We start from the raw sequence: 25,131 nt of genomic DNA on the forward strand, positions 1-25,131 counted from the left end.
CGTTGGGCAAACAATCGTTCGTGCATTCTCTGCGCTGGCAAAGATACACATTTTATAGACTAAAAAAGCGGAGTAACGAGCGAAGAGTTGGCGGCTCCCGGTGTTCCTCCGGTAACATCGTCGGAAGAACGCCAGTTCTTCCGGGTTGAAGAAGATAATTCGGGCGAGAGTTTTTCGAGCGATATACCTTGATGTCTTTTGTTGCCCGAAGTGTGCATCGACTCGAAATAGCTGCACTTGTCAATCAGCCGCGATTCTTCTTCATCGGTCATGATGGCTATATAGCTGTCCTCATTCGTAAGTTTAGGGAAATTGGCTATTTCCACAATTGTCTTTCCGTCGGCTTTGTGCTTGCTGACAAGTTTGGCGGCATACTTCGTCAGGCAGATGTAGCCGTAAGGAGGAACCTGAATCTGCCGGTTGCCGTCTGCTTGTTGCAGTACGACCGAAGTCTTGGTCGTGGTGGAACCGAAGCCTGTATCGACATATCTGATAAACTTTAACGCCGCAACGGAAACAGGAGAGGCGGATGGATTGTAGAGTTCGATATACTCCGCACCGTCGGTTGCATTGTCGTACATTACTTCGTTGAACGACAGCAGATTTCTCACCTCTTTCGGATAATCGGGAAGAGACGGCTCTGCCGGAGGGTCAGTCCCGTCCGGAGCATTGCCGGAAGATATATCCCTGGTCAGTTGCACATGGTGGAATCTGAAACCTTGACGACGCGTTTTGGTATAAACGCAATAGATACCTGCGCAGACCGAACTTTGCAGGCCGGTGTCTTTTACTCTTTTCTCTTCGGTGTACTCCTTTTCGGTATCCAGCCGTGTCCAGAAAGTCCAGTAACCGTTGTTGTCGCATTCTACCTTTATAGATAGTTTCGGCGAGTTGTTTCCTTTCATGAGTTCCCTTCCCGAAGCCAACAGTTTCGGTTGTCCGTCGTCCTGGCGGTAAAGCCCCACGTTGTCTTTGGCTCCGCCTATCTGTATAAAGTATCCGTTCAGATTGCCGGACAGGACTTCGGAGGATGACGCCAGATAAAACCGGGCGTAATTGTAGGAAGAGGGATTGAAGGTGAGGCACACGCCAAATTCCCAACGGGTATTTCTTACAGTGGTGGACGGGATGGTGATATACGCCGTTCCGCTCTCTTCCTGCGGGGCGTTCAGGCGGATGCCTTCTTGGGGGCTGATTGTGAATTTGTCTGTTTCACCTTTCCACGGGAGCAGGGCGGTGATGTTGTCTTTCTCTTCCAAAGATTCGTCCTCGTAAAGTCGCGAACAACTGTGGAGTGAAAGAAGGAAAAGACTTAGAAGAAGTGTAAATGCTTTGCGGATGTCCATACGATTCTGTTTAAAGGTGTTTTTCATGAAACCGTATTTGTTTGTCGATGTCGCAAAAGCAATTGCGGTTCGGAAAGTTGTAACTATGACGGCGGTGTATCAAGAGACGCACCGCCGCCACTGTGTATTAAATGTTTTTGACTTTAATCAGATATTCGGCAATCTGAACAGCGTTCAGAGCGGCGCCTTTCTTTATCTGGTCGCCTACAATCCAGAAACTCAGCCCGTTTTCGTTTGTCAGGTCTTTGCGGATACGTCCTACGTAAACCGGGTCTTTACCTGCTAAGAACAACGGCATCGGATATTCCTTCTCGGCAGGGTTGTCCTGAAGAATCAGTCCTTCGCCTTTGGCAAATGCTTCGCGGGCTTCTTCTACGGAAATCGGACGTTCGGTCTCTACCCAGATACTTTCGGAGTGAGCACGCAAGGCGGGGACACGTACGCAGGTGGCGCTTACCTTGATGTCGGAGTGCATGATTTTGCGTGTCTCGTTATACATCTTCATCTCCTCCTTCGTATAGCCGTTTTCCGTGAACACGTCAATCTGCGGAATCAGATTGAAAGCCAACTGATAGGCAAACTTCTCTACGGTGACAGGTTCGTTGGCCAATACTTGGCGGTATTGTTCGTACAACTCGTCCATAGCGGCGGCACCTGCGCCGCTTGCAGCCTGGTAGGTAGACACGTGCACGGTTTTTATATGAGAAAGTTGTTCGATGGCTTTCAGTGCAACTACCATTTGGATTGTTGTACAGTTCGGGTTGGCAATGACGCCGCGAGGACGTTCCAATGCGTCTTCGGCATTTACTTCGGGCACTACCAAAGGTACATCTTCATCCATACGGAATGCGCTGGAATTGTCTATCATTACAGCACCATACTTGGTGATTGTCTTTTCAAACTCCTTAGATGTTCCTGCTCCGGCAGAAGTGAAAGCAATGTCTACCCCTTTAAAGTCATCGTTGTGTTGTAAGAGTTTCACCTCGATTTGTTTACCGCGGAAAGTATAAGTCGTTCCGGCACTACGTTTAGAACCGAACAAAACTAACTCGTCCAACGGGAAATTTCTTTCATCGAGCACACGCAGGAATTCCTGTCCCACGGCTCCGCTTACGCCAACAATAGCTACTTTCATCTTTTTCTTTTGTTAAATTGTGAATATTGAATTTCTCCTCCTCACACTGTCGAATAGAAGAGATTTGGTTGCAAAAGTATAACATTTTGCCGTATAATAAGTATTTCAGATAAGAAAAAGTTATACGGCAGTTCGTTTTTAGAGGTAATTGGTAAAACTGCTGTTGAAATAGCCTGAAACTTTTGTCCCGGATGCCTGAACAGATTTGTTTTGCTTCCTGCTTTTATTTCGTTCCACTATAGTTGTCTTTGCGTTCCACTATAGTGTTCCGAAAGGGAAACTATAGTGTTTTTTGCGGAACACTATAGTGGAACGCAAAAACGACAGGCAGTAAGGATGATTCTTGCAGGCAATGGAACGAATCGTGCATACGGGAGAAAGAAATGAAAATCTCATGCCGGTTGTTGCTGATATGAGTCTATATCGGATATCAACTTATTGGTGGTATGCAAACTTTTTTGTTCCTTTGCATTGTGAATTCCTAAAGCCAAAGCCTATGAGCCTGTTTGATTTTAATTTAACCTTGCCGATTGCCGACCCCACCTGGGTATTCTTTCTGGTACTGATTATCATTCTCTTTGCTCCCATGATTCTGGGTCGTTTGCATATTCCTCACATCATAGGCATGATTTTGGCGGGTGTGGTGATTGGCGAACACGGTTTCCATGTGCTCGACCGCGACAGCAGTTTCGAACTCTTCGGCAAAGTGGGCTTGCACTACATCATGTTCCTTGCCGGGCTTGAGATGGATATGGAAGACTTTAAGAAAAACCGGACGAAAAGCGTTGTATTCGGCTGGCTCACCTTTCTTATTCCGATGGGGCTGGGTATATGGAGCAGCATGAGTATGCTGGGCTACGGTTTTCTTACGGCGGTGCTGCTTGCCAGTATGTACGCCTCTCATACGTTGATTGCTTATCCCATCGTCAGCCGTTACGGATTGTCGCGCTTGCGCAGTGTCAACATCACCATCGGCGGCACGGCAGTGACGGTGACTCTTGCCTTGATAATCCTTGCAGTCATAGGCGGTATGTTCAAAGGCGGTGTCGACGGATGGTTTTGGGGATTTCTTGTGGCGAAAGTGGCCTTCCTCGGCTTTCTGATTGTATTCTTTTTTCCCCGTATCGGGCGTTGGTTCTTCCGGAAGTACGACGACAGCGTGATGCAGTTCGTGTTTGTGCTGGCAATGGTCTTTCTCGGTGGCGGGCTGATGGAGTTTGTCGGGATGGAGGGCATTTTGGGCACTTTCCTTGCCGGCCTGGTGCTGAACCGGCTGATTCCTCACGTATCTCCTCTGATGAATCGTCTGGAGTTTGTGGGGAATGCATTGTTTATCCCTTATTTCCTGATTGGGGTGGGGATGATAATTGATGTAAGAAGCCTGTTTGCCGGCGGCGAGGCGCTGAAAGTGGCGGCAGTCATGACAGTGGTGGCCACCTTTAGCAAATGGCTCGCCGCATGGATTACACAGAAAATCTACGGTATGCACCCCAACGAGCGGAATATGATGTTCGGCTTGAGCAATGCGCAGGCGGCAGCCACGTTGGCGGCAGTGCTGATTGGGCACGGAATTGTGATGGACAATGGCGAACGCCTGTTGAACGACGATGTACTCAACGGTACGGTCGTGATGATTCTTTTCACTTGCGTCATCAGTTCGTTGGTGACCGAGCGTGCGGCACGGCGCTTTGCCCTGAATGAAACGGCGCAGCCGGAAGAAGAGGAGACCCGCAAAAACAATGAGCAGATACTGATTCCGGTAGCCAATCCGGACACGATTGAAGAACTGGTCAACCTCGCATTGGTGATAAAGGATGCCAAACAGAAGAATGCACTGATAGCCCTTAACGTTATCAACGACAATAACAGCTCCGGAAAGAAAGAGTCGCAGGGAAAACGCAATCTGGAAAAGGCGGCGATGATTGCCGCCGCAGCCGATGTGCCCGTCACGATGGTGAGCCGTTATGATTTGAACATCGCTTCGGGTATTATCCATACGATAAAGGAGTATGAGGCTACGGATGTGGTCATCGGTCTGCACCGTAAGGCCAACATTGTAGACTCTTTCTTCGGACACCTGGCAGAGAGTCTGCTCAAAGGCACACACCGCGAAGTGATGATTGCCAAATTTCTGATGCCGGTGAATACCTTGCGGCGAATCCATATTGCCGTTCCGCCGAAAGCCGAGTATGAGACGGGGTTTGCGAAATGGGTGGAGCACTTCTGCCGCATGGGAAGCATCTTGGGATGCCGCGTGCATTTTCTCGCCAACGATCGGACATTGATGAGGCTCCGCCAACTTGTGCAGAAGAAGTATGCGGGAATGTCGGCGGAGTTTACTGCGCTCGACGAATGGGAAGACCTTCTTCTCTTGACAGGACAGGTGAACTACGACCATCTGTTGGTGGTTGTTTCCGCCCGCCGGGGGTCGATTTCCTACGACACCTCTTTTGAACGTCTGCCTGCGCAACTCGGAAAATACTTCTCCAATAATAGTTTGATTGTATTGTATCCCGACCAGTTCGGTGAGCCGCAGGAGATTGTCTCTTTCTCCGACCCTCTCGGACATAATGAGTCACAGCATTACGAAAAGGTCGGCAAATGGTTCTATAAATGGTTAAAGAAAAACTGATGGAAAAAGAGAACTGGCAACAAAGGACGGAACTTCTTCTCGGCGAAGAGAAGATGAACCGCATCCGCAACGCCCACGTGCTCGTAGTGGGGCTGGGCGGAGTAGGCGCTTATGCCGCCGAGATGATTTGCCGTGCGGGAGTAGGGCGGATGACGATTGTCGATGCCGATACGGTGCAACCCACCAACATAAACAGGCAATTGCCTGCCCTGCATTCCACTTTGGGGATGCCGAAGGCGGAAGCATTGGCTGCCCGCTATAAGGATATTAATCCGGATATAGAGCTGACCGTTTTTCCGGTGTATCTGAAAGATGAAAACATCCCCCAGCTGCTGGATGACGGCAAGTACGATTTTATTGTCGATGCCATCGATACCATCAGCCCGAAGTGCTATCTGATTTGTGAAGCGATGAAGCGGCGCATCCGAATTGTCTCCAGTATGGGAGCGGGGGCGAAGAGCGATATTACCCAGGTTCACTTTGCCGACCTTTGGGACACGTATCATTGCGGACTGAGCAAAGCGGTACGGAAACGTTTGCAGAAAATGGGAATGAAACGGAAACTTCCGGTAGTATTCAGCACCGAACAGGCAGACCCGAAAGCCGTGCTGCTGACGGATGAGGAACAGAATAAGAAATCCACCTGCGGAACGGTCAGTTATATGCCCGCCGTGTTCGGGTGTTACCTGGCAGAATATGTCATTAAACGATTATAAAAGGCTGTTATGATAAAATTAGAAGGAATTACGAAAAGTTTCGGTTCGTTGCAAGTGCTGAAAGGGATTGATTTGGAAATCAATAAGGGTGAGATTGTCAGCATCGTAGGGCCGAGTGGGGCGGGCAAGACCACGCTGTTGCAGATTATGGGTACTTTGGACGAACCCGATGTGGGCACGGTGGAGATTGCCGGAACGGTAGTCAGCCGGATGAAAGAGAAGGAATTGGCTGCTTTCCGCAACAGGAATATCGGTTTCGTGTTCCAGTTTCATCAACTTTTGCCGGAGTTTACCGCCGTGGAGAATGTGATGATTCCTGCGTTTATAGCCGGCGTCTCCTCAAAAGAGGCAAACGACCGCGCCATGAAGATATTGACGTTTATGGGACTTGCCGGCCGTGCTTTGCACAAGCCCAACGAGTTGTCGGGCGGAGAGAAACAGCGGGTGGCCGTGGCACGTGCTCTCATCAACAATCCGGCCGTAATCCTGGCCGACGAACCGTCAGGAAGCCTTGATACGCACAACAAAGAAGATTTGCACCAGTTGTTTTTTGACTTGAGAGACAGGTTGGGACAGACGTTCGTCATCGTCACCCACGACGAGGGACTTGCCCAAATCACCGACCGGACGGTACATATGGTGGATGGTATGATTAAAGAATAAGGGTGTATGACCTGACGCCTTATTCCTTATTATAGCTCGTTTGTATTGTGCTGCAATCGATAAAATTCTTTTTGCCGTTCGAGTTCTTCACGCAATTCCTTTTCGGTCGGCATATAGAGCATATATTTCGAAGCGAACAATCTATCGTTATCGTGCAGGACGGAGTAACGGGCGATGTCTTCGTCGGTCTCCGAACAGAGGACAAGGCCGATGGTCGGATTATCGCCTTCGCCGCGCACTCGCTCGTCGTACATTCTTACGTACATATCCATCTGTCCGACGTCTTGGTGTGTGATAGTCGTCGTTTTGAGGTCGATTAGCACGAACGATTTGAGTATATAGTTGTAGAAAACAAGGTCGATGAAGTAATCTTTCTTTTCGGTACGGACTAATTTCTGCCGTGCGACGAACGAAAAGCCTTTACCCAATTCGAGCAGGAATTTTTGCAGATTGCCGATGATGGCTTTTTCCAAATCTGATTCCGTGAAATCGCTGTTGGGCACAAGACCTATGAACTCGGCGACGGTCGGGTTCTTGATGAACTCCATGCAGTCGTGCTCGAATGGGGCGGTCAAAGTCTTCATTTCGGAAGCTATTGTCTCCTTGTATTGCGAAAGTAGCAACCGCTCATAATACTGCGAGCCGATATTACGGTCGAGTGTGCGGTAGCTCCACATCTGCTCGGCAGCCTCTTTCAGATACCATGCGCGAGCTTCAGCATTGGAAACGCTTAATAGCCGCTTGTAATGCGACCATGTCAAAATTCTCCACGGTGTGGAGAATATCTCGGGAAAGAGCAGGTAGAACGAGCGATAGCTATATAAACTAGGTACAGAAAATCCTTTGCCGAACTCTGTAGTAAGTTCTTTCGAGAGCGATTTCAACAACTGCGACCCATAATCGGCGCGGTCTTTTCCCTGTTGCTCCTGCTCCACGATGCGCTTGCCCATCTGCCAATAAGCCTCGACCATTGCTGAGTTAATTGCAGTATATGCTCTTTGACGGGCTTGCGTTACGATGCGTTTGATTTCTTGTATAAAATCAGAATTATATATGGAAATATCGCTTTTTTTCATTGTGTTATAATCATTTATACGCAAAGGTACATAAATAAGCGAAAGAGTAGTCTTGTTCTTCCGCTTATTCTTAATATTACTCGTCTCAGTTGCTCTTTTTTATCCTCTGCCGCGTTGTTTTCGAGTGAAAATTAAGCAGACTCTTATTAATCAAAGCAGACGTAAGGTTCAAGACGTTCAAAATCTGCCGGAGTGAATTCTTCATAGAGCGATAATTGTTTCAGGCTTTTTATGTTTCCTCTCTTTTTCCGGTATTCTACAATGACTTTCGCCTGGTAGAAATTAATGTACGGATGGCGCATCATCCGCTCCAGGCTTGCCTTGTTCAAGTTGATGCGTTGTATCTGGCTACTATCGATGGAAAACCAGGGGCGCAGTTTCTCGGCTTTCAGGTGAATCTCCTGCAACTGCTCTATCTTGCAGAAAGCCCCTCCCAACTGTGTACGGTAATTTACAATCCTTCGCGCAATGCCGCTTCCGATACCGGGAATCTTCTTTAGTTCGGTGGTGTCGGCAGAGTTGAGGCAGACAACCGTGCCGGGTTGGTATTTGAATATGCTGTCCCGTTGTACGTTGGATACGGTTAATAACTCTACTGTGTCTTTGTGGAGAGGACTTTCCGCAATCCGGATATAGGGAAGCAACGTCTGGTATTGTTCTTCGGTCAGTCCGTATATCTTCCGGAAGTCTTTCGGTTGGCGGAACCGTCCCTGCCTGGCGCGATAGCGCAGGATGTTCTTAATCATCCACGGCGGCAACCCGAGAGAAAGGAAAGTGAGAGAATCGGCAGTGTTCGGGTCAAAGGCGGCAAGTTTGATTTCCCTCTTGAAAGAAGTCGGGAAAGCGTTGCCGGCAGATTGCCGACGGGGCTTTGTCTCTTCGAGTGAAGCGATAAACTCACGATACTCTTTCTCGAACTTCTTTTGTGCTGCCCCGTCCGTCTCTTGGGAAGTGCTGAAAAGCGTGGAGAGTTTGGGAATTGCCAACACTGCCAAAATAAGAACGACAAGGACAATAATTCCTTGTCGTTCGGCCTTGGTGAAATATAAGAATTCTTTCCACATCATAGCTTGATAAGTCCTAACTCGTTGATGAATATCAGTGCGATGGCAACCGGAGCGATATACCTTAATATAAAGATGATAAGTCTGTAGACGGGAACTTTCAAAGTCCCGTCATTGGTTATTTCCGACCACACCACCTGTCGGTCGAGATACCATCCCGTGAAGACCGAAATGCACAATCCTCCAAGCGGCAGCATGATTTTAGCCGTTACAAAGTCGAAAAGGTCGAATGTCCCCAATCCGAAGATGGTGAATCCTTTCGTTACGCCTAAAGATAACGAACAGAATATCCCTAAGAATATACATCCGCCGGTGACCATCCTTGCCGCTTTTGCGCGGGAGAACTTGAATTCCTCATGCAGATAAGCCGTCACCACTTCGTGCAGGGAAATGGTGGAAGTCAATGCAGCCATAGCCAACAAGGTATAGAACATCACCGAGAATATATAAGCCAATAGGGGAATCCCGCCAAAGGCCTGCTGGAATACATTGGGCAGTGTGATAAAGATAAGGCTCGGCCCCGAACCGGGCTGGATACCTACGGAGAACGCTGCCGGAAAAATGATAAAGCCTGCCAATATCGCCACCAAAGTATCAATGATACCTACACTGAAGGCAGTTTTAGCTAAGTTGGTCTCTTTGCTGAAATAGGAAGCATACGTACAGAGGCAACCCATTCCCAAGCTGAGGGAGAAGAAGGCCTGTCCCATAGCGCTGAGGAATACATTTCCGTCCACTTTGCTGAAATCCGGTTTCAGCAGAAATTCAATCCCTGCACCGGCTCCCGGCAGGGTAACCGAACAGACTACCAATATGAGTATGATAATGAACAAGGCGGGCATCATAATCTTGGAAGATTTCTCGATACCTTTCTCCACCCCTTTGACAATGATAAAATGGGTAATCAGCAGAAACGCCATCAACCATCCCACGGGACGCCACGGATTGCTGGAAAAATCTTGGAAAGAAGTGATGAACTCACCCGACGTTTTACCGGAGAAGCCGTTGATAACTGCTTCGAAAATGTATTCAAGCGTCCATCCTGCCACTACCGAGTAGTAACTTAGTATCAGGAATCCGGCTAAAACCCCCATGCGTCCCACCCAACGCCAATGTGTGCCGGGGGCAAGTTCCTGATAGGCGCCTGCGGTGTTTGCCCTCGAACGGCGACCGATAAGGAACTCGGCAATCAGGATGGGAAGTCCGAGAAGAAGCACACAGCCTAAATAAATTAAAATAAAGGCTGCGCCGCCATGATTGCCGGTTTCATAAGGAAATCTCCAGATATTTCCCAAGCCTACCGCCGAGCCGGCGGAAGCAAGTATCACGCCTAATTTGCTGCCAAAGTTTGCTCTATCACTTTTTGTCATAAATCTTGTTCTCTCTTACAAATCGTTATAAATAATACGTATTAAATCGCAAATATAGAAAATGATACTTATATTTGCACCGGATTTGTAATATTATTTAGGTATGCTATCTTATATTAAGAAATATCCCGTTTCGCTTTTAATCATATTGGCGGTGATTTACCTCTCTTTTTTCAAGCCGCCCAAGACGGATTTGAATGAGATTCCCAACCTGGACAAGTTGGTTCATATCTGTATGTATTTCGGGATGTCGGGGATGTTATGGCTGGAGTTTTTGCGGGCACACCGCAGAGAGTATGCACCGATGTGGCACGCATGGGTGGGTGCTTTCCTTTGCCCTGTTCTTTTCAGCGGATGTGTGGAATTGCTGCAAGAGTATTGCACGGATTATCGCGGGGGAGACTGGATGGACTTTGCTGCCAATTTCACAGGAGCGCTTTTGGCAAGTTTGAGTGCATTGCTGGCTATTAGGCTTAAGATAATAAAGTAAGTGCGGAAGGAGGAGATTTGAGTGACAACTGAGCTATAATATCGGGTTATAACTCAGTTGTAATGGAATTACTCCGATTTATGTGGAACTCATTTATAGATGTTCTACTGTCGAACTGAGTCTGATACCGTTTGAGCCTTTGATGAGGATGGTGTATCCTTTCGGTTTATGGGTTTCCAGTTCTTTGATGACTTCCTGCACATTGGCGTATGTTTTAAAAGAATGCTGTGCGACTGCAAACTGTTCGCCTACCAGCCATACTTGTTCAAAGTTACTCTCTTTGATGTAATCTGCTATCTTCTGATGTTCGGCAGCGCTTTCGGTGCCAAGCTCTCTCATATCTCCCAATAAAAGCATTTTATGGGGCACGGTCATGTTGCGGAAGTTTTGCAAGGCAGCCATCATGCTGGTCGGGTTTGCATTGTAAGCGTCGATAATCAGCGTGTTATCTGCTGTCTTTTTGAGTTGGGAACGGTTGTTCTGAGGGGTATATTCCGCTAAGGCCTCATCTATCTTTTGCGCCTCCACTCCAAAGAAACGGCCGATGGTGATGGCGGCTAAGGCATTTGCGAAGTTATATTCTCCGATTAACTGCGTGCGCACCTGGTGAGTCTCCCCCTCTTTGCCTGCTTTCCATTCGAAAGTGAGGAAAGGAGAGTTGTCCGTAATGCGTCCGTTGATGTACAGTCCCTCTTGCGTACCATAAGACACTAAGTCCAATCCATTGGCTATGTTCATCAGATAAGGATTGTCGTGGTGGATGAAAACGGTGGATTCCCCTTTCTTGCGCAGGAAGTCGTAAAGCTCTCCTTTCGTCTTGATAACCCCTTCAAAAGAGCCGAATCCTTCCAGGTGGGCTTTGCCTACATTGGTGATGATACCGTAATCGGGTTCGGCTATTCCGCAAAGAAACTTGATTTCTCCCTGATGGTTGGCTCCCATTTCAATGACGGCAAGGTCATGTTCCGGTTTCAGGCGGAGCAGGGTGAGCGGCACGCCGATGTGGTTGTTGAGATTGCCTAAGGTGTACAATACGTTATGGGCTTTGCAGAGAACGGACGAAATCAATTCTTTGGTCGTTGTCTTCCCGTTTGTTCCGGTGATTCCGATGACACGTGTGCCGAGTTGGCGGCGGTGGTAGTTGGCAAGTTGTTGCAAGGTTTGCAGGCAGTCGTCTACAAGGATGTATCGGCAGTCGCCTTCTGCGGCATATGCGGCTTCGTCGATGATGGCATATGCGCATCCCGAATCTAATGCTTTCTCAGCAAATGCATTACCGTTGAACGATTCGCCTTTCAAAGCGATAAACAAGGAGCCTTCCGGGCAGTTCCGGCTGTCGGTAGTGACCGACTGGCACTTCTGGAATATTGGGTAAAGGTCAGTAAGATTCATAACCAGCGCTTATTGATTAAAAAACGCGGCAAAGATAGAAGATTCTTTCGGATTATTTCTCTACATTTGCAACAATCTAAAAGGAATAGTATCAATGATGAAACCTGTATCTCCTATTTATATAAATGTAAAAGGGCGCTTGCTCGACCTCACTGTTCCGCAGGTGATGGGTATCCTGAATGTGACTCCCGATTCTTTTTATTCCGGCAGCCGGATGCAGACCGAAGAGGACATTGCCGCCCGTGCCCGGCAAATTATCGACGAAGGTGCCTCCATTATTGATATAGGGGCCTATTCTTCGCGTCCCGACGCCGAGCATATCTCTGCCGAAGAGGAGATGCGCAGGCTTCGCACCGGATTGGAAATTCTCAACCGCAATCATCCTGACGTCCTTATTTCCGTTGATACCTTCCGTGCCGATGTGGCGGAACAATGTGTGAAAGAATATGGCGTCGCTATCATCAACGACATCGCTGCCGGTGAGATGGACGACCGGATGTTTCCTACGGTAGCCCGGTTGGGAGTGCCTTACATCATGATGCATATGCAGGGAACTCCGCAAAATATGCAGCACGCCCCCCATTACGATAATCTGATAAAGGAAGTGTTTCTGTATTTTGCCCGCAAAGTGCAGCAACTGCGCGATTTGGGTGTGAAGGACATTGTTCTCGACCCGGGCTTCGGATTCGGAAAGACATTGGAGCATAACTACGAACTGATGGCACACCTGGAAGAGTTCCGTATATTCGAACTGCCCGTTTTGGTGGGAGTGTCGCGAAAATCGATGATTTATAAATTATTAGGCGGAACCCCGCAGGATTCGCTGAACGGGACTACCGTATTGGATACGGTTGCCTTGATGAAGGGCGCGCATATACTTCGCGTACACGACGTGCGTGAAGCCGTGGAGGCCGTTCGCATCACGGAAAAGTTGAAAAAGGAGCGTTTGTATTGCAAATAAAAGGAAGAAGATAGTATGTTTTTTGAGTTTGGCATAAAAGATTTTATAGATATTCTGCTGGTAGCTTTGCTGTTGTATTACACCTACAAACTGATGAAAGCATCCGGTTCCATCAAGGTTTTCACCGGCATTCTTGTTTTTATGTTGATTTGGCTCGTTGTGACTCAGGTGTTGGATATGAAACTGTTGGGGTCTATCTTCGACACCTTGATAAACGTGGGTGTGATAGCCTTGATTGTGCTTTTTCAGGACGAGATACGCCGTTTCTTGCTGACCTTAGGTTCTCACAGGCACGTCAGTGCGTTGGCGCATCTTTTCAACGGTTCAAAGAAAGATGCCTTGAAGCACGATGACATCATGCCGGTGGTGATGGCTTGCCTGAGTATGGGCAAGCAGAAAGTAGGTGCATTGATTGTCGTGGAGCGTAGCGTTCCGTTGGATGAAATAGTCCGTACAGGTGAAGTTGTCGACGCATCAATCAACCAGCGCTTGATTGAAAATATATTTTTCAAGAACAGTCCTCTGCACGACGGCGCTATGGTAATCAGCAACAAACGCATCAAAGCCGCCGGATGCATCCTGCCCGTATCCCATGATTTGAATATCCCCAAAGAATTAGGGTTGCGCCATCGCGCGGCGATGGGAATCTCGCAACAATCGGACGCGCACGCTATCATCGTTTCCGAAGAGACAGGCTCCATATCCGTCGCCTATCGCGGACAGTTCTATCTTCGCCTGAATGCGGAGGAACTGGAAAGCCTGCTGACCAAAGAAGACTGATTTACATCACAAGAATAAGACAATGGTCAAAAGATGATGGTCATTTTATGACCATCATCTTTTGACCATTGCTGCAAATTGGCTATCTTTGTTGCAGAAATCAATGTAATACGAATATGAACAATCCTTTTGTGACGAATGGTTATGTATCTGACAAGTACTTCTGCGATAGGGAGAAAGAGACAGAGGATGTGATAACAATGCTGCTTAACGGGAATAATATCGCCTTGATTTCTCCGCGAAGATATGGGAAAACGGATTTAATCAGACATTGTTTTTCCCGTCCGGAAATAAGCAAGCATTTCTATACGTTTATCGTAGATATTTACGCGACCCGTTCCTTGCGTGATTTGGTAAACAAGTTGGGGAAAGCTATTCTGGAAGAGTTGAAACCTCGTGGAAGACAATCTTGGGAATTGTTTGTCAATGCCATCTCCTCTTTGAAAGCAGGTATTGCTTATGATATATCGGGAATGCCTTCATGGTCTGTCAGTTTGGGAGACATCACCAATCCGGCGGTGTCTTTGGATGAAATATTCAATTATCTGCAGAAGGCGGACAAACCATGCCTGGTAGCGATTGACGAGTTTCAGCAAATAGGAAAATACGACGAAGACACCGTTGAGGCAACGTTGCGTACCTATGTGCAGTATTGCAGCAATGCCCACTTTGTTTTTGCCGGTTCGCAACGCCACTTGATGGGCAACATTTTCACTTTCCCTTCCCGTCCGTTCTATCAGAGTGTGACGATTATGAATCTTCCCCCCATCCCGAAAGATAAATACCGCGAATTTGCGGTCAGACATTTCGCTGAAAACCGTAAGAGCTTGTGTCCGGAGGTTGTCGATGCATTGTACGACCGCTTTGAAGGTGGGACATTTTATTTGCAGAAAGTGATGAATGTGCTTTTCTTAAAGACACCCGAGAAAGGCGTTTGCGGAATGAATATGATACAGTCTGCCATCGACTATATTGTAAACTTTACTGCGGATACCTATGCCGAACTTCTGTATCAGTTGCCCGAAAAGCAGAAAGAAGTTTTCATAGCCATCAATAAAGAAGGAAAAGCGAGGGCGGTCAATTCGGGAGCGTTTTGCAAACGCTACGGACTGGCTTCTCCCAGCTCTGTCAAATCGGCCGTGAACGGACTTTTGGATAAAGACTTCATCACCAAAGAACGTGATTATTACGAAGTGTATGATAAGTTTTTCAGTCTTTGGCTGGAAAGACAATAACTTTGGAATCCGGTGGAAATGAGGCAGAACAGGCTTGTTGAAAGCCGTTTTGCTCTATTTCCCACCCTTTTTGAATGATAATTGCCCCCCTCCATTCGGGCGAATCGCCTACCTTTGCCCCCAGTACTATTAAAATCTTATATTTTTTTGAATAAACCATGAAAAACAGATTCATTGCTTTACTCGTACTTTTTACAGTCGTTTTCTGTAGCAGTAGCGTGCAGGCACAAACTACCGCCCGTAGATTTGAGGCGGGCAAGAACACCTTCCTGCTCGATGGCAAACCCTTTGTCGTGAAGGCTGCCGAACTGCATTACACCCGTATCCCGCAGCCCTATTGGGAACACCGCATCGAAATGTGCAAAGCATTGGGGATGAATGCCATCTGCATTTATATCTTTTGGAACATCCATGAGCAGGAAGAAGGAAGGTTTGACTTCTCCGGTCAGAACGACATTGCTGCCTTCTGCCGTGCCGCACAGAAGCACGGTATGTACGTCATTGTCCGTCCCGGGCCGTACGTATGTGCGGAGTGGGAGATGGGCGGCCTTCCCTGGTGGCTGTTGAAGAAGAAAGACGTGGCGCTGCGCACGCTCGACCCTTATTATATGGAACGCGTAGGTATTTTCATGAAAGAAGTGGGCAGGCAACTGGCCCCGTTGCAAGTAACCAAAGGCGGCAACATCATCATGGTGCAGGTCGAAAACGAGTATGGTTCCTACGCGACGGACAAGCCCTATGTATCCGCCGTGCGCGATTTGGTTCGCGAAGCCGGTTTCACCGACGTGCCTTTGTTTCAATGCGACTGGAGCAGCAACTTCACCAATAACGCACTCGACGACCTGCTCTGGACGGTGAACTTCGGAACGGGAGCCAACATCGACCAGCAATTCAGGAAACTCAAAGAACTGCGCCCCGAAACTCCGCTGATGTGCAGCGAATTCTGGAGCGGCTGGTTCGACCATTGGGGACGCAAGCACGAGACGCGTCCTGCCAAAGATATGGTGCAAGGCATCAAGGATATGCTCGACCGCAACATCTCTTTCAGCCTCTACATGACCCACGGCGGAACCACCTTCGGCCATTGGGGCGGAGCCAACAATCCGGCTTATTCCGCCATGTGCAACTCTTACGATTATGACGCCCCCATCAGCGAGCCGGGCTGGACGACGGAGAAATACTTCCTGCTGCGCGACTTGTTGAAAAACTACCTTCCCGCCGGTGAATCGCTGCCTGAAGTCCCTGCTGCATTGCCCGTTATCGAGATTCCCGAATTCCATTTCAATCAGGCGGCCCCGCTTTTCTCCAATCTACCGGAAGCGAAACATTCGGTAGCTATCCGGCCGATGGAACAGTTCGGCCAGGGATGGGGAACAATCCTGTACCGTACCACTTTGCCCGAAGCCGTTGCCGCAGCCACCGTCCTGAAGATAACCGAAGTGCACGACTGGGCGCAGGTATATGCCGACGGCAAGCTCCTTGCCCGTCTCGACCGTCGCAAAGGAGAGTTTGCAACGACGTTGCCCGCGTTGAAGAAAGGCACACGGCTCGATATTCTTGTCGAAGCGATGGGGCGTGTCAACTTCGACAAGTCCATCCACGACCGCAAGGGGATTACGGAAAAGGTGGAACTGATTTCGGCCGACCGGACCGAGGAACTGAAAAACTGGACGATATATAACTTCCCGGTCGATTACTCCTTCGTCAAAGACAAGAAATATCATCATACCAAGTTCCTGCCTGCCATGCCTGCCTACTACAAGGCCACCTTCAACCTCGATAAAGTGGGCGATACCTTCCTCGATATGAGCACATGGGGCAAAGGGATGGTTTGGGTCAACGGCCATGCGATGGGACGTTTCTGGGAAATCGGCCCCCAGCAGACACTCTTCATGCCGGGCTGCTGGCTGAAAGAGGGCGAAAACGAGATTCTGGTTTTAGACCTGAAAGGCCCCTCGGAAGCATCCGTCAGAGGTTTGAAGAACCCCATCCTTGACGTGCTGCGCGAAAAAGCACCCGAAACACACCGCAAGGAGGGCGAGAAACTGAATCTGTCCGGCGAGAAAGCCGTACACGAAGGCGCGTTTGCCCCCGGCAACGGATGGCAGGAAGTACGTTTTGCCGCTCCGGCGAAAGGGCGTTTCTTCTGCCTGGAGGCACTGTCGCCGCAAGCCGCTGACAACATTGCCGCCGTTGCCGAACTCGACGTCCTCGGTGCGGACGGCAAGCCGGTATCCCGCCAACACTGGAAGATTCGTTACGCCGACAGCGAAGAAACGCGTAGCGGCAACCGCACGGCCGATAAGGTGTTCGACCTGCAGGAGTCTACCTTCTGGATGACGGTGGACAATGTGGCCTATCCTCACCAGTTGGTAATCGACCTCGACAAAGTGCAGACGGTGACAGGCTTCCGTTATCTTCCGCGTGCCGAAAAGCACTATCCGGGCATGATTAAGGAATACCGCGTCTATGTGAAACCTGCCGATTTCAAGTACTGAACCACAGTTTTTTCCACCCTCGTCTCTTTCCGCCCCGTTGCCTGCGGAGAGATGATTCGTCAGTGATATGTATTGCGTTCCACTATGGTTGTCCTTGCGGAACACTATAGTGGAACGCAAGAAACACTGTAGTGTTCCGTTCGTTCCACTATAGTGTTCCGCAAAAAGCGCAGAGAGAAAAGCCAATCTTATCGGGCAATAATCTAAAAACAGATAAAAAAGAAGGATAATTCTCTCATTATACGGATAAAAGTGGCTATTTTTGTTTCCGTAAAACCACAGTTATAGTACTTTATGAAAAACAAACGGTGTATAAATCTTATCCACAAGAAGATTTTATTCATTCTATTCTGCTTTTGCCTGAAGCCTTCCACATCATTTCCCGCATCGGGCGATATGCTTGTCTCCAATCTGAAATTCAAGCGTTTTGCGGCTTTGAATAATCTGCCGTCGGACGAGATACAGAAAATATATCAGGATAAGGACGGATTTGTATGGTTGGCAAGCCGCTACGGATTCTATCAGTACGACGGTTATGAAACGACTTTGTACAAATCGAACCTGTACACTCCCGGATTGCTCACCAACAACAATATTCTCTGCCTGGCCGACGACTACGAGCATAACCTGTGGGTCGGTACGCAGGAGGGACTGAACATCCTGAACAAGAAAACCGGGGAAATAAGGAAAATCCTCTCTCCTGCCATTCCCAACAACGTGATATCCTGCCTGTTGGTGACGCGCGACCATTCCGTGTGGCTGGGCACGGATACCGGACTGTGCAGGTATGATGCGGAAAAAGATACATTTACCGTCTACAACCGCGAACTGACCGGAGGGGTGCTGGACTATACCGCTATCAAATCCTTGTTGGAAGATTCGGAAGGCGACTTATGGATAGGCACCTGGTCGTCGGGGCTGTACAGATACGTCCCTTCCACCGGAAAGTTTTACGCTTATCCTACCATGAACGAACGCAATTCGGCCCATGTCATTTATGAAGATTCGGATAAGAACATCTGGGTGGGCAGTTGGAACTGCGGGCTTTTCAGGCTCAATCATCCGAAGGAGCTCGGCAAGGTGTCCTACGTCAACTACCGGCATAAGGCGGGCGACGGCGCGAGCCTGTCCGACGACATCGTATATGACATCAGCGAAGACCTCAATACCGGAACCTTGTGGGTGGGTACGCGTAGCGGATTGAGTATCATGGAAAAAGAGCTTCCCGGACGTTTCATCAATTATAAGCCGCGAGGCTCTTCACACTATATCTTTTGCGACGAAATCAATACCATTCTGCGCGACAAATCGGGAGTCATGTGGATTGGCTCCATCGGTGGCGGCGTGTTGGCTGCCGATACCAGCCGGCCGATGTTTACTTCCTACAGCCTGGATTTTGCAGACAATGACATCCCTCTCACCTCCGTCCGTGCGTTGTTTACCGATTCCGAACGCAACATCTGGATGGGAATCGGCACGTACGGGCTGGCGTGTATCGAATATGCTACCGGCAAGTTGAAGTCCCATTTGCAAATACCCGAATTTGCAGGAATGAGTGTTCCTACCGTGTTCTCCGTCGTGCAGCGGCGGAATAGCGGCGATATCTGGTTTGGCACTTACGATGGCGGAATTTTCATCTACCGGAAAGGGGAGCAGGTAGAGAACCTGACGACCGACAACTGCAAATTCATGGGAAATTCCTGTGTCTCCGCACTCTATGAGGACGGACGCGGCAACTGCTGGGTAGGAACCCGTGGCAGTTTGGGAGTGCAGTTTGCCAATGGCAACAGTTTCCTGTTCGGCCCCATCACCTTTGCCGACAATACACGCCTGGACTGGATTTATGTACGCGATATCATAGCCGATAGCGAGAACAGTGTGTGGATAGCTACCTCCAACTACGGGCTGATTCACATTCGCGGAGATATCGCTCATCCCTCCACGCTGAAGTACGACAATTACAGCTTTTACAACGGGGCGCTCACGACAAACAACATCCTGTGCCTCTACAAAGACAAGACGGGACGTTTGTGGATGGGAACCGAGGGAGGAGGACTCTACCTCTATGACCGTGCGAACGACCGTTTCGACGCGAAAAACCAGGAATACAACATTCCCGGCGATATGGTGGGCAGCATCCAGGAGGATGAGAGCGGCAATCTGTGGCTGGGAACCAACGCCGGATTGGTGAAGCTGGACGCACAGCCCGTAGGGCGCGATGCGGTAGTGCGTGTATATACCGAAGTCGACGGGTTGCAAGGCAACTTTTTCATTTCGCGTTCTGCCTGTAGCCGCGACGGAGAGTTGTTTTTCGGAGGCTACAGGGGATACAACAGCTTTATTCCCGCACAGATGGAAGAAAAGCAGAAAGACATCTCGCTTGCCATCACCGATATAAAGATATTCAACCGTTCCATAACCTTGCTGCCGCCGGACGTACGGCAGAAGATATCCCGCTTCACTCCGGTTTTTACGCAAAAAATAGAGCTGCCTTATACGTACAATAATTTCAGTATCGAGTTTGCCACGCTTACCTACAAGAATCCCGAACTCAACCGGTATGCCTACCAGTTGGAAGGATTCGACAAGAACTGGGTGTACACCAACTCCAACCGCCGTTTTGCTTACTACAACAATCTGACGAGCGGAACTTATACGTTCCGTCTCAAAGCAACCGACGAAAACGGAATCTGGAGCGGTTACGTCCGCGAGTTGACGGTGGTGATACTTCCTCCGTTCTGGGCAACCTGGTGGGCGTACATCCTGTATGTACTCTTTGCTGCCGGAATGGTTTTCTGGCTCTTCCGCATTACGCGCAACCGCATCCTGCTGCGCAACGAACTGCGCCTGCGCGAAATGGAAAAGATGAAAGCGGAGGAATTGAACCACGCCAAACTGCAATTCTTTACCAATATCACCCACGAACTGCTGACGCCGCTTACCATTGTTTCGGCCACGGTCGACGAACTGAAGGCACAGGTTCCGCAGCACACCGACCTGTTTGCGGTGATGTACAACAATATTCATCGGCTGATACGCCTGCTGCAACAAATCCTGGAGTTCCGCAAGGCAGAAACCGGGAATCTGAAACTCAGGGTTTCGCCCGGCGATGTGGCCGCTTTCGTGAGGAAGGAAGCGGAAGGATTCCAGCCTTTGATAAAGAAATCGAAAATACATTTCTCGGTATTGTGCAATCCGGATTCCATCACGGGCTATTTTGATACCGATAAGTTGGACAAGATTCTATACAATCTCTTGTCTAATGCGGCTAAATATACGGAAGAGGGCGGCTTCATACAGGTGACGCTGTCGTATGCGGAAGACAAAGACCATGTGTTGCTCAAAGTGAAGGACAACGGCGAGGGAATATCGAAGGAGAAGCAGAAAACCCTTTTCCAGCGTTTTTATGAAGGAGACTACCGCAAGTTCAATACCATCGGTACGGGAATCGGGCTGTCGCTGACCAAAGATCTGGTGGAGTTGCACAAAGGAACCATTGCGGTGGAGAGTGAAACCGGACAAGGTACGGAGTTTATGGTATGCATCCCCGTCGACCGCTCTTATTTCAGGGAGGACGAAATCGACGACGAGGCTATCGAGCCGATACGGAATACCGCCGCAACTTATGCCGACGAGGAAGACATACAGCCGGACGACGCGACGGAGACGGTGAAGAAAAAACATTCGGTACTCGTGATAGAGGACAATGAAGAACTGCTGCAACTCATGACCAGGCTGCTGAAACGCGAATACAATGTGTTCACTGCGGAAAACGGCAAGGAAGGAATCATTGTACTGGAAAATGAGGACATCGATTTGATAGTATCCGACGTGATGATGCCCGAAATGGATGGAATCGAATTCTGTAAATACGTGAAAGGCAATCTCGAAATCAGCCATATTCCTGTGATACTTTTGACTGCCAAGAACAAGGAGGAAGACCGGGCGGAGGCTTACGAAGTGGGGGCGGACGCATTTATCAGCAAACCGTTCAATCTACCCGTGCTTTATGCGCGTATCCGTAATCTGCTGAAATACAAAGAAGGGGTGGTGCACGATTTCAAACGCCAGTTGGTGTTCGAATTGAAAGACCTGAATTATACAAGCCTGGATGAAGACTTCCTGCAACGGGCCATTGATTGTGTGAACGGCCATCTCGACGATGGCGAATTTGACCAGGCGCAGTTTGCCGAGGAGATGAAAACCAGCAAATCCACCCTGTATAAGAAACTCAAATCCTTGACAGGACTCAATACGTCGGCTTTTATCCGCAACGCCCGGCTGAAATCCGCCTGCCGCATTATGGAGGAGAAGGGCAGTAATATCCGCATTTCCGAACTGGCCTATGCGGTGGGGTTCAACGACCCCAAATACTTCAGCTCTTGCTTCAAGAAAGAGTTCGGAATGTTGCCTTCCGAGTATATCGAACGCTTTTTGGATACTCCTGCCAAGTAGAGGGGAGGAGGGTAGTCCGCATCGGGAGGTTGAATTATCGTTCGATTTGGTGGAGTAACTAAAATTCATCCTAAGATAAGTATTATTGGAGCCTTGCAGAGAGGCAGCTCCTTACTTTTGCACAGGTTCTTCTATATGACCCATAGAAGAACCTGTAGTTCACTTAATGTTTAATCTTAATATTTATACTAAATGGAAAAACAAAAGCAATTCCATGAAAGACAAGCGGGAAAGAAATGTCGGCTGCTTCCGATAGTGCTCTCGTTGTTTCTGTTTCTTTTGATTCCTCTGCATGGATATGGAGACGAGCGTCCCATGCCGGAGGTGGTGCAACAAAGTTCCAAAGTGACAGGTACGGTGGTCGATGCCAATGGCGAGCCTGTGATTGGTGCCAATGTTACAGTAGTGGGAACTACGCAGGGAACCATCACCGACATCGATGGGCGTTTTTCGCTTCAAGCCAATTCCGGTGCGAAAATTAAAGTCAGTTTTATCGGTTACAAGGAAAAGGTGGTAACTGTTAAGAAAGGTGTGAGTCTCAATATCGTTTTGGAAGAAGACGCACAGTCGTTGGGAGAGGTTCAAGTAGTGGCTTATGGCGTTCAGAAAAAAGTATCCATCACGGGAGCCATCTCCTCCATGAAGGGCGACGACCTGTTGAAAACTCCGGCAGGCTCTTTGTCCAACGTGTTGTCAGGACAAATCACGGGTATTTCGTCTGTGCAGTATTCCGGCGAGCCGGGAGCGGATGCGGCGGATATTTACGTGCGTGGTGTCGCTACGTGGAACAACGCGAAGCCGTTGATTCAGGTAGACGGCGTAGAGCGTGATTTCTCGCAGATTGACCCCAATGAAATTGAAAGCGTCACTGTGCTGAAAGATGCTTCAGCCACGGCGGTATTCGGTGTGCGCGGTGCCAATGGCGTTATCCTGATTACTACCAAGCGTGGCGCGGAAGGAAAGGCAAAGGTCTCTTTCTCCACATCGGCGGGTGTCAATGTGCGGACGAAGGATTTGGATTTTGCCAATTCCTACCAGTATGCCTCCTATTATAATATGATGAAGGTCAATGACGGTGGAGTGGCCACCTTTAGCGACGAACAGTTGGAAACGTTCCGCAACCATTCCAACCCGTTGCTATATCCCGATATCAACTGGATTGATTACTGTATGAACAAGGCCGCTTTCCAGTCGCAACACAATGTGAACATATCCGGTGGAACCAACAATATGAAGTATTTTGTATCGGCGGGTTTGTTTACGCAAAGTGGTATGTTCAAACAGTTCAATGCCGCCGATAACTTTAACTTTGATTACAAACGGTACAACTATCGCGCCAATCTGGATTTTGATGTGACGAAAACCACTCTGTTGTCTGTCAATATCGGCGGCCGTGTAGAAACGAAGCGTACGCCCGAATCCGGCGAAGACCAGAATCAGTTGTTCCGTAAGCTCTATTGGGCGGTTCCCTTTGCCGGTGCGGGAATTGTAAACGGCGAGCGGGTGGTGTCCAATTCCGACATTCTGCCTTTTACGGGAGTGGACGGATTAAGTTCATATTATGGAAAGGGCTTCCAGACAAGGACGACCAATGTGCTGAATGTAGACCTTGCCTTGAATCAGAAACTGGATTTTATCACGAAAGGATTGTCTGTGAAACTGAAAGGGGCTTATAATTCCGAATATTCCAATACCAAACGGGCAAGCTCATCCAAAGCCTATTATACGCCTGTTGCGAATGCGGACGGTTCTATTTCGCTTCGTAAGTACGGAACAGACTCCCAATCGAGTTACGACGAACCCGGCTTTTCGAAAGCACGCAACTGGTATATGGAACTGGCACTGAATTATGCCCGCAAGTTTGGCGACCATAATGTGACCGCCCTGTTGCTGTACAATCAGTCGAAGAAATATTATCCGTCGGAGTATTCGGACATTCCTACCGGATACGTAGGTTTGGTAGGACGTGTGACCTACGATTGGAAAACCCGTTACATGGCAGAGTTTAATGCTGGCTACAATGGTTCCGAAAACTTCCGCCCGGGCAACCGGTATGGTTTCTTTCCGGCAGGTTCGTTGGGCTGGGTCGTGAGTGAGGAACCTTTCTTTCAGCCGGTCAAGAGCGTGGTGAACTATTTGAAGTTGCGCGCTTCGGTGGGAATGGTCGGTAATGATGTGTCGCAACGGTTCTTGTATCTGCCCGACTCTTATCAATATGGCAGCGGCGGATACTATTTCGGACAGAATGTAGGCAATAAGATGCCGGGTGCAAGTGAGGTGAGCCGTTCCAATCCCGACGCCAAGTGGGAAACGGCTGTAAAACAGAATTATGGAGTGGATGCCACTTTCCTGAAAGAACGCTTGTCCGTCTCTTTGGATTACTTTAGGGAAGACCGTGGCGATATTTTGTCCAAGCCGGATTACTTGCCGGGTATTTTGGGTATGTCGCTCCCTTCTGTCAACGTCGGAGAAACATTGAACAGAGGATTTGAAGTACAGTTGAAATGGAACGAAACGTTGAAGAATGATTTCAGATATTGGGCGAATTTCAATGTCTCTTTCTCAAGGAACAAGATTGTCTATAAGAACGAGGTGGCTCAGAATGAACCCTGGATGTATGAGACAGGGCGTCGCATCGGTTCCCGTTCGATGTATAAGTTCTGGGGATTCTATGACGAGACGGCCGATATGCGTTATCAGGAGGAATTCGGACGTCCGATAGCTGACCACGGTATTACGCTTGTGCCGGGCGACTGCGTTTATGTGGACTTGAATGGCGACGGCGAAATAAACTCCAATGATGCGACGCGCGATATCGGATATACGGATATGCCCGAATACACCGCCGGATTGAATACCGGGTTCACCTGGAAGAACTTCGATTTCTCCATGCAATGGACAGGCGCCTGGAATGTAGACCGTATGCTGAGCGAGTTCAGACGTCCGTTGGGCGATACCAACGAAAAAGGATTGCTGCTTTATCAGTATGACACGACGTGGCGCTCCTCGGCCGATACGTTTACGGCCAAATTCCCGCGCGCTTCCAGCTTGCACGCTTCCAACAATTATGCAGGGTCCGACCTGTATCTCATTAATGCCAGCTATCTGCGCCTGAAGAGTGTGGAGATTGGTTATAATTTTAACTTCCCTTTTATGAAGAAGCTGAAGATGGACAATTGCCGGTTGTACGTAAACGGATATAATCTGCTGACTATTACCGGATTCAAATGGGGTGACCCGGAATCTCGTCAGAGCGACCGCCCCAATTATCCCCTGACACGCGTGTTTAATATCGGATTGAAACTTGGATTCTAATGC

16 protein-coding genes are annotated in these 25,131 nt (G+C 48.8%); 10 read left to right on the top strand and 6 right to left on the bottom strand.

Annotated features, from left to right (window positions below):
• Positions 1-59 precede the first annotated feature (59 nt).
• Both QZ331_RS05140 and QZ331_RS05145 read right to left on the bottom strand, forming a co-directional pair.
• Positions 60-1,346: a lamin tail domain-containing protein gene (locus QZ331_RS05140; protein ID WP_294628701.1), complete on the bottom strand. Its 1,287-nt coding sequence runs from the start codon at positions 1,344-1,346 to the stop codon at positions 60-62.
• A gap of 127 nt (positions 1,347-1,473) precedes the next feature.
• Positions 1,474-2,481 (bottom strand): aspartate-semialdehyde dehydrogenase, encoded by a 1,008-nt coding sequence (locus QZ331_RS05145; protein WP_294628628.1) that lies wholly within the window; start codon positions 2,479-2,481, stop codon positions 1,474-1,476.
• 496 nt (positions 2,482-2,977) lie between these two features.
• Between QZ331_RS05145 and QZ331_RS05150 the strand changes: the two genes are divergently transcribed.
• From QZ331_RS05150 to QZ331_RS05160, 3 genes are read left to right on the top strand one after another with little or no spacing between them, the layout of a single operon-like run.
• Positions 2,978-5,113: a cation:proton antiporter gene (locus QZ331_RS05150; protein ID WP_294628630.1), complete on the top strand. Its 2,136-nt coding sequence runs from the start codon at positions 2,978-2,980 to the stop codon at positions 5,111-5,113.
• A complete protein-coding gene (locus QZ331_RS05155; protein ID WP_294628632.1) occupies positions 5,095-5,829 on the top strand; it encodes a tRNA threonylcarbamoyladenosine dehydratase in 735 nt (244 codons plus the stop codon). The genes QZ331_RS05150 and QZ331_RS05155 overlap by 19 nt, the downstream gene beginning before the upstream one ends.
• Before the next feature lie 9 nt (positions 5,830-5,838).
• Positions 5,839-6,492, top strand: coding sequence for an ABC transporter ATP-binding protein (locus QZ331_RS05160; protein ID WP_294628634.1), 654 nt, complete (start codon positions 5,839-5,841; stop codon positions 6,490-6,492).
• Between the two features lie 29 nt (positions 6,493-6,521).
• On the opposite strand, the gene QZ331_RS05165 is transcribed toward QZ331_RS05160, so the two are convergent.
• The 3 genes from QZ331_RS05165 to QZ331_RS05175 all read right to left on the bottom strand — a co-directional run bounded on the left by QZ331_RS05165 (position 6,522) and on the right by QZ331_RS05175 (position 10,002).
• Positions 6,522-7,568, bottom strand: a complete 1,047-nt coding sequence (locus QZ331_RS05165; RefSeq protein ID WP_294628636.1) for a PDDEXK nuclease domain-containing protein — start codon at positions 7,566-7,568, stop codon at positions 6,522-6,524.
• A gap of 146 nt (positions 7,569-7,714) precedes the next feature.
• A complete protein-coding gene (locus QZ331_RS05170; RefSeq protein WP_294628703.1) occupies positions 7,715-8,632 on the bottom strand; it encodes a helix-hairpin-helix domain-containing protein in 918 nt (305 codons plus the stop codon).
• Positions 8,632-10,002 carry a sodium-dependent transporter gene (locus QZ331_RS05175; protein WP_294628638.1) on the bottom strand — a complete coding sequence of 457 codons (1,371 nt, stop codon included), beginning with the start codon at positions 10,000-10,002 and terminating at the stop codon, positions 8,632-8,634. Before QZ331_RS05175 ends, QZ331_RS05170 begins: the two co-directional genes overlap by 1 nt.
• Before the next feature lie 103 nt (positions 10,003-10,105).
• On the opposite strand from QZ331_RS05175, the gene QZ331_RS05180 reads away from it, so the two are divergent.
• Complete coding sequence (locus QZ331_RS05180) at positions 10,106-10,492, top strand: hypothetical protein (RefSeq protein WP_294628641.1); 387 nt, start codon at positions 10,106-10,108, stop codon at positions 10,490-10,492.
• A 93-nt stretch (positions 10,493-10,585) separates the two neighbouring features.
• Here the strand turns inward: QZ331_RS05180 and murF are convergent, their stop codons facing one another.
• The gene (gene murF / locus QZ331_RS05185; protein ID WP_294628643.1) at positions 10,586-11,884 is read right to left on the bottom strand and encodes a UDP-N-acetylmuramoyl-tripeptide--D-alanyl-D-alanine ligase; all 1,299 of its coding nucleotides are present in this window, start codon (positions 11,882-11,884) and stop codon (positions 10,586-10,588) included.
• A 94-nt stretch (positions 11,885-11,978) separates the two neighbouring features.
• Between murF and folP the strand changes: the two genes are divergently transcribed.
• From folP to QZ331_RS05215, 6 genes are all read left to right on the top strand, one after another.
• On the top strand, positions 11,979-12,845 hold the full coding sequence (gene folP, locus QZ331_RS05190) for a dihydropteroate synthase (RefSeq protein ID WP_294628645.1): 867 nt from the start codon (positions 11,979-11,981) through the stop codon (positions 12,843-12,845).
• A gap of 15 nt (positions 12,846-12,860) precedes the next feature.
• The gene (gene cdaA / locus QZ331_RS05195; protein ID WP_294628647.1) at positions 12,861-13,625 is read left to right on the top strand and encodes a diadenylate cyclase CdaA; all 765 of its coding nucleotides are present in this window, start codon (positions 12,861-12,863) and stop codon (positions 13,623-13,625) included.
• A gap of 116 nt (positions 13,626-13,741) precedes the next feature.
• Positions 13,742-14,860: an ATP-binding protein gene (locus QZ331_RS05200; RefSeq protein WP_294628649.1), complete on the top strand. Its 1,119-nt coding sequence runs from the start codon at positions 13,742-13,744 to the stop codon at positions 14,858-14,860.
• A gap of 158 nt (positions 14,861-15,018) precedes the next feature.
• Positions 15,019-17,358: a beta-galactosidase gene (locus QZ331_RS05205; protein WP_294628651.1), complete on the top strand. Its 2,340-nt coding sequence runs from the start codon at positions 15,019-15,021 to the stop codon at positions 17,356-17,358.
• Positions 17,359-17,652: 294 nt separating this feature from the next.
• Positions 17,653-21,813, top strand: a complete 4,161-nt coding sequence (locus QZ331_RS05210) for a hybrid sensor histidine kinase/response regulator transcription factor (protein ID WP_294628653.1) — start codon at positions 17,653-17,655, stop codon at positions 21,811-21,813.
• Positions 21,814-22,005: 192 nt separating this feature from the next.
• Positions 22,006-25,128: a TonB-dependent receptor gene (locus QZ331_RS05215; protein WP_294628654.1), complete on the top strand. Its 3,123-nt coding sequence runs from the start codon at positions 22,006-22,008 to the stop codon at positions 25,126-25,128.
• Positions 25,129-25,131: the final 3 nt, after the last annotated feature.

Source organism: uncultured Bacteroides sp., assembly GCF_910586915.1.
GTDB lineage: Bacteria > Bacteroidota > Bacteroidia > Bacteroidales > Bacteroidaceae > Bacteroides.

What these genes read in the sequence shown, in the direction of transcription:
- QZ331_RS05140 (WP_294628701.1), bottom strand. Translation starts at nt 1,346, where the DNA reads ATGGACATCCGCAAAGCATTTACACTTCTTCTAAGTCTTTTCCTTCTT.
- QZ331_RS05145 (WP_294628628.1), bottom strand. Translation starts at nt 2,481, where the DNA reads ATGAAAGTAGCTATTGTTGGCGTAAGCGGAGCCGTGGGACAGGAATTC.
- QZ331_RS05150 (WP_294628630.1), top strand. Translation starts at nt 2,978, where the DNA reads ATGAGCCTGTTTGATTTTAATTTAACCTTGCCGATTGCCGACCCCACC.
- QZ331_RS05155 (WP_294628632.1), top strand. Translation starts at nt 5,095, where the DNA reads ATGGTTAAAGAAAAACTGATGGAAAAAGAGAACTGGCAACAAAGGACG.
- QZ331_RS05160 (WP_294628634.1), top strand. Translation starts at nt 5,839, where the DNA reads ATGATAAAATTAGAAGGAATTACGAAAAGTTTCGGTTCGTTGCAAGTG.
- QZ331_RS05165 (WP_294628636.1), bottom strand. Translation starts at nt 7,568, where the DNA reads ATGAAAAAAAGCGATATTTCCATATATAATTCTGATTTTATACAAGAA.
- QZ331_RS05170 (WP_294628703.1), bottom strand. Translation starts at nt 8,632, where the DNA reads ATGTGGAAAGAATTCTTATATTTCACCAAGGCCGAACGACAAGGAATT.
- QZ331_RS05175 (WP_294628638.1), bottom strand. Translation starts at nt 10,002, where the DNA reads ATGACAAAAAGTGATAGAGCAAACTTTGGCAGCAAATTAGGCGTGATA.
- QZ331_RS05180 (WP_294628641.1), top strand. Translation starts at nt 10,106, where the DNA reads ATGCTATCTTATATTAAGAAATATCCCGTTTCGCTTTTAATCATATTG.
- murF (WP_294628643.1), bottom strand. Translation starts at nt 11,884, where the DNA reads ATGAATCTTACTGACCTTTACCCAATATTCCAGAAGTGCCAGTCGGTC.
- folP (WP_294628645.1), top strand. Translation starts at nt 11,979, where the DNA reads ATGATGAAACCTGTATCTCCTATTTATATAAATGTAAAAGGGCGCTTG.
- cdaA (WP_294628647.1), top strand. Translation starts at nt 12,861, where the DNA reads ATGTTTTTTGAGTTTGGCATAAAAGATTTTATAGATATTCTGCTGGTA.
- QZ331_RS05200 (WP_294628649.1), top strand. Translation starts at nt 13,742, where the DNA reads ATGAACAATCCTTTTGTGACGAATGGTTATGTATCTGACAAGTACTTC.
- QZ331_RS05205 (WP_294628651.1), top strand. Translation starts at nt 15,019, where the DNA reads ATGAAAAACAGATTCATTGCTTTACTCGTACTTTTTACAGTCGTTTTC.
- QZ331_RS05210 (WP_294628653.1), top strand. Translation starts at nt 17,653, where the DNA reads ATGAAAAACAAACGGTGTATAAATCTTATCCACAAGAAGATTTTATTC.
- QZ331_RS05215 (WP_294628654.1), top strand. Translation starts at nt 22,006, where the DNA reads ATGGAAAAACAAAAGCAATTCCATGAAAGACAAGCGGGAAAGAAATGT.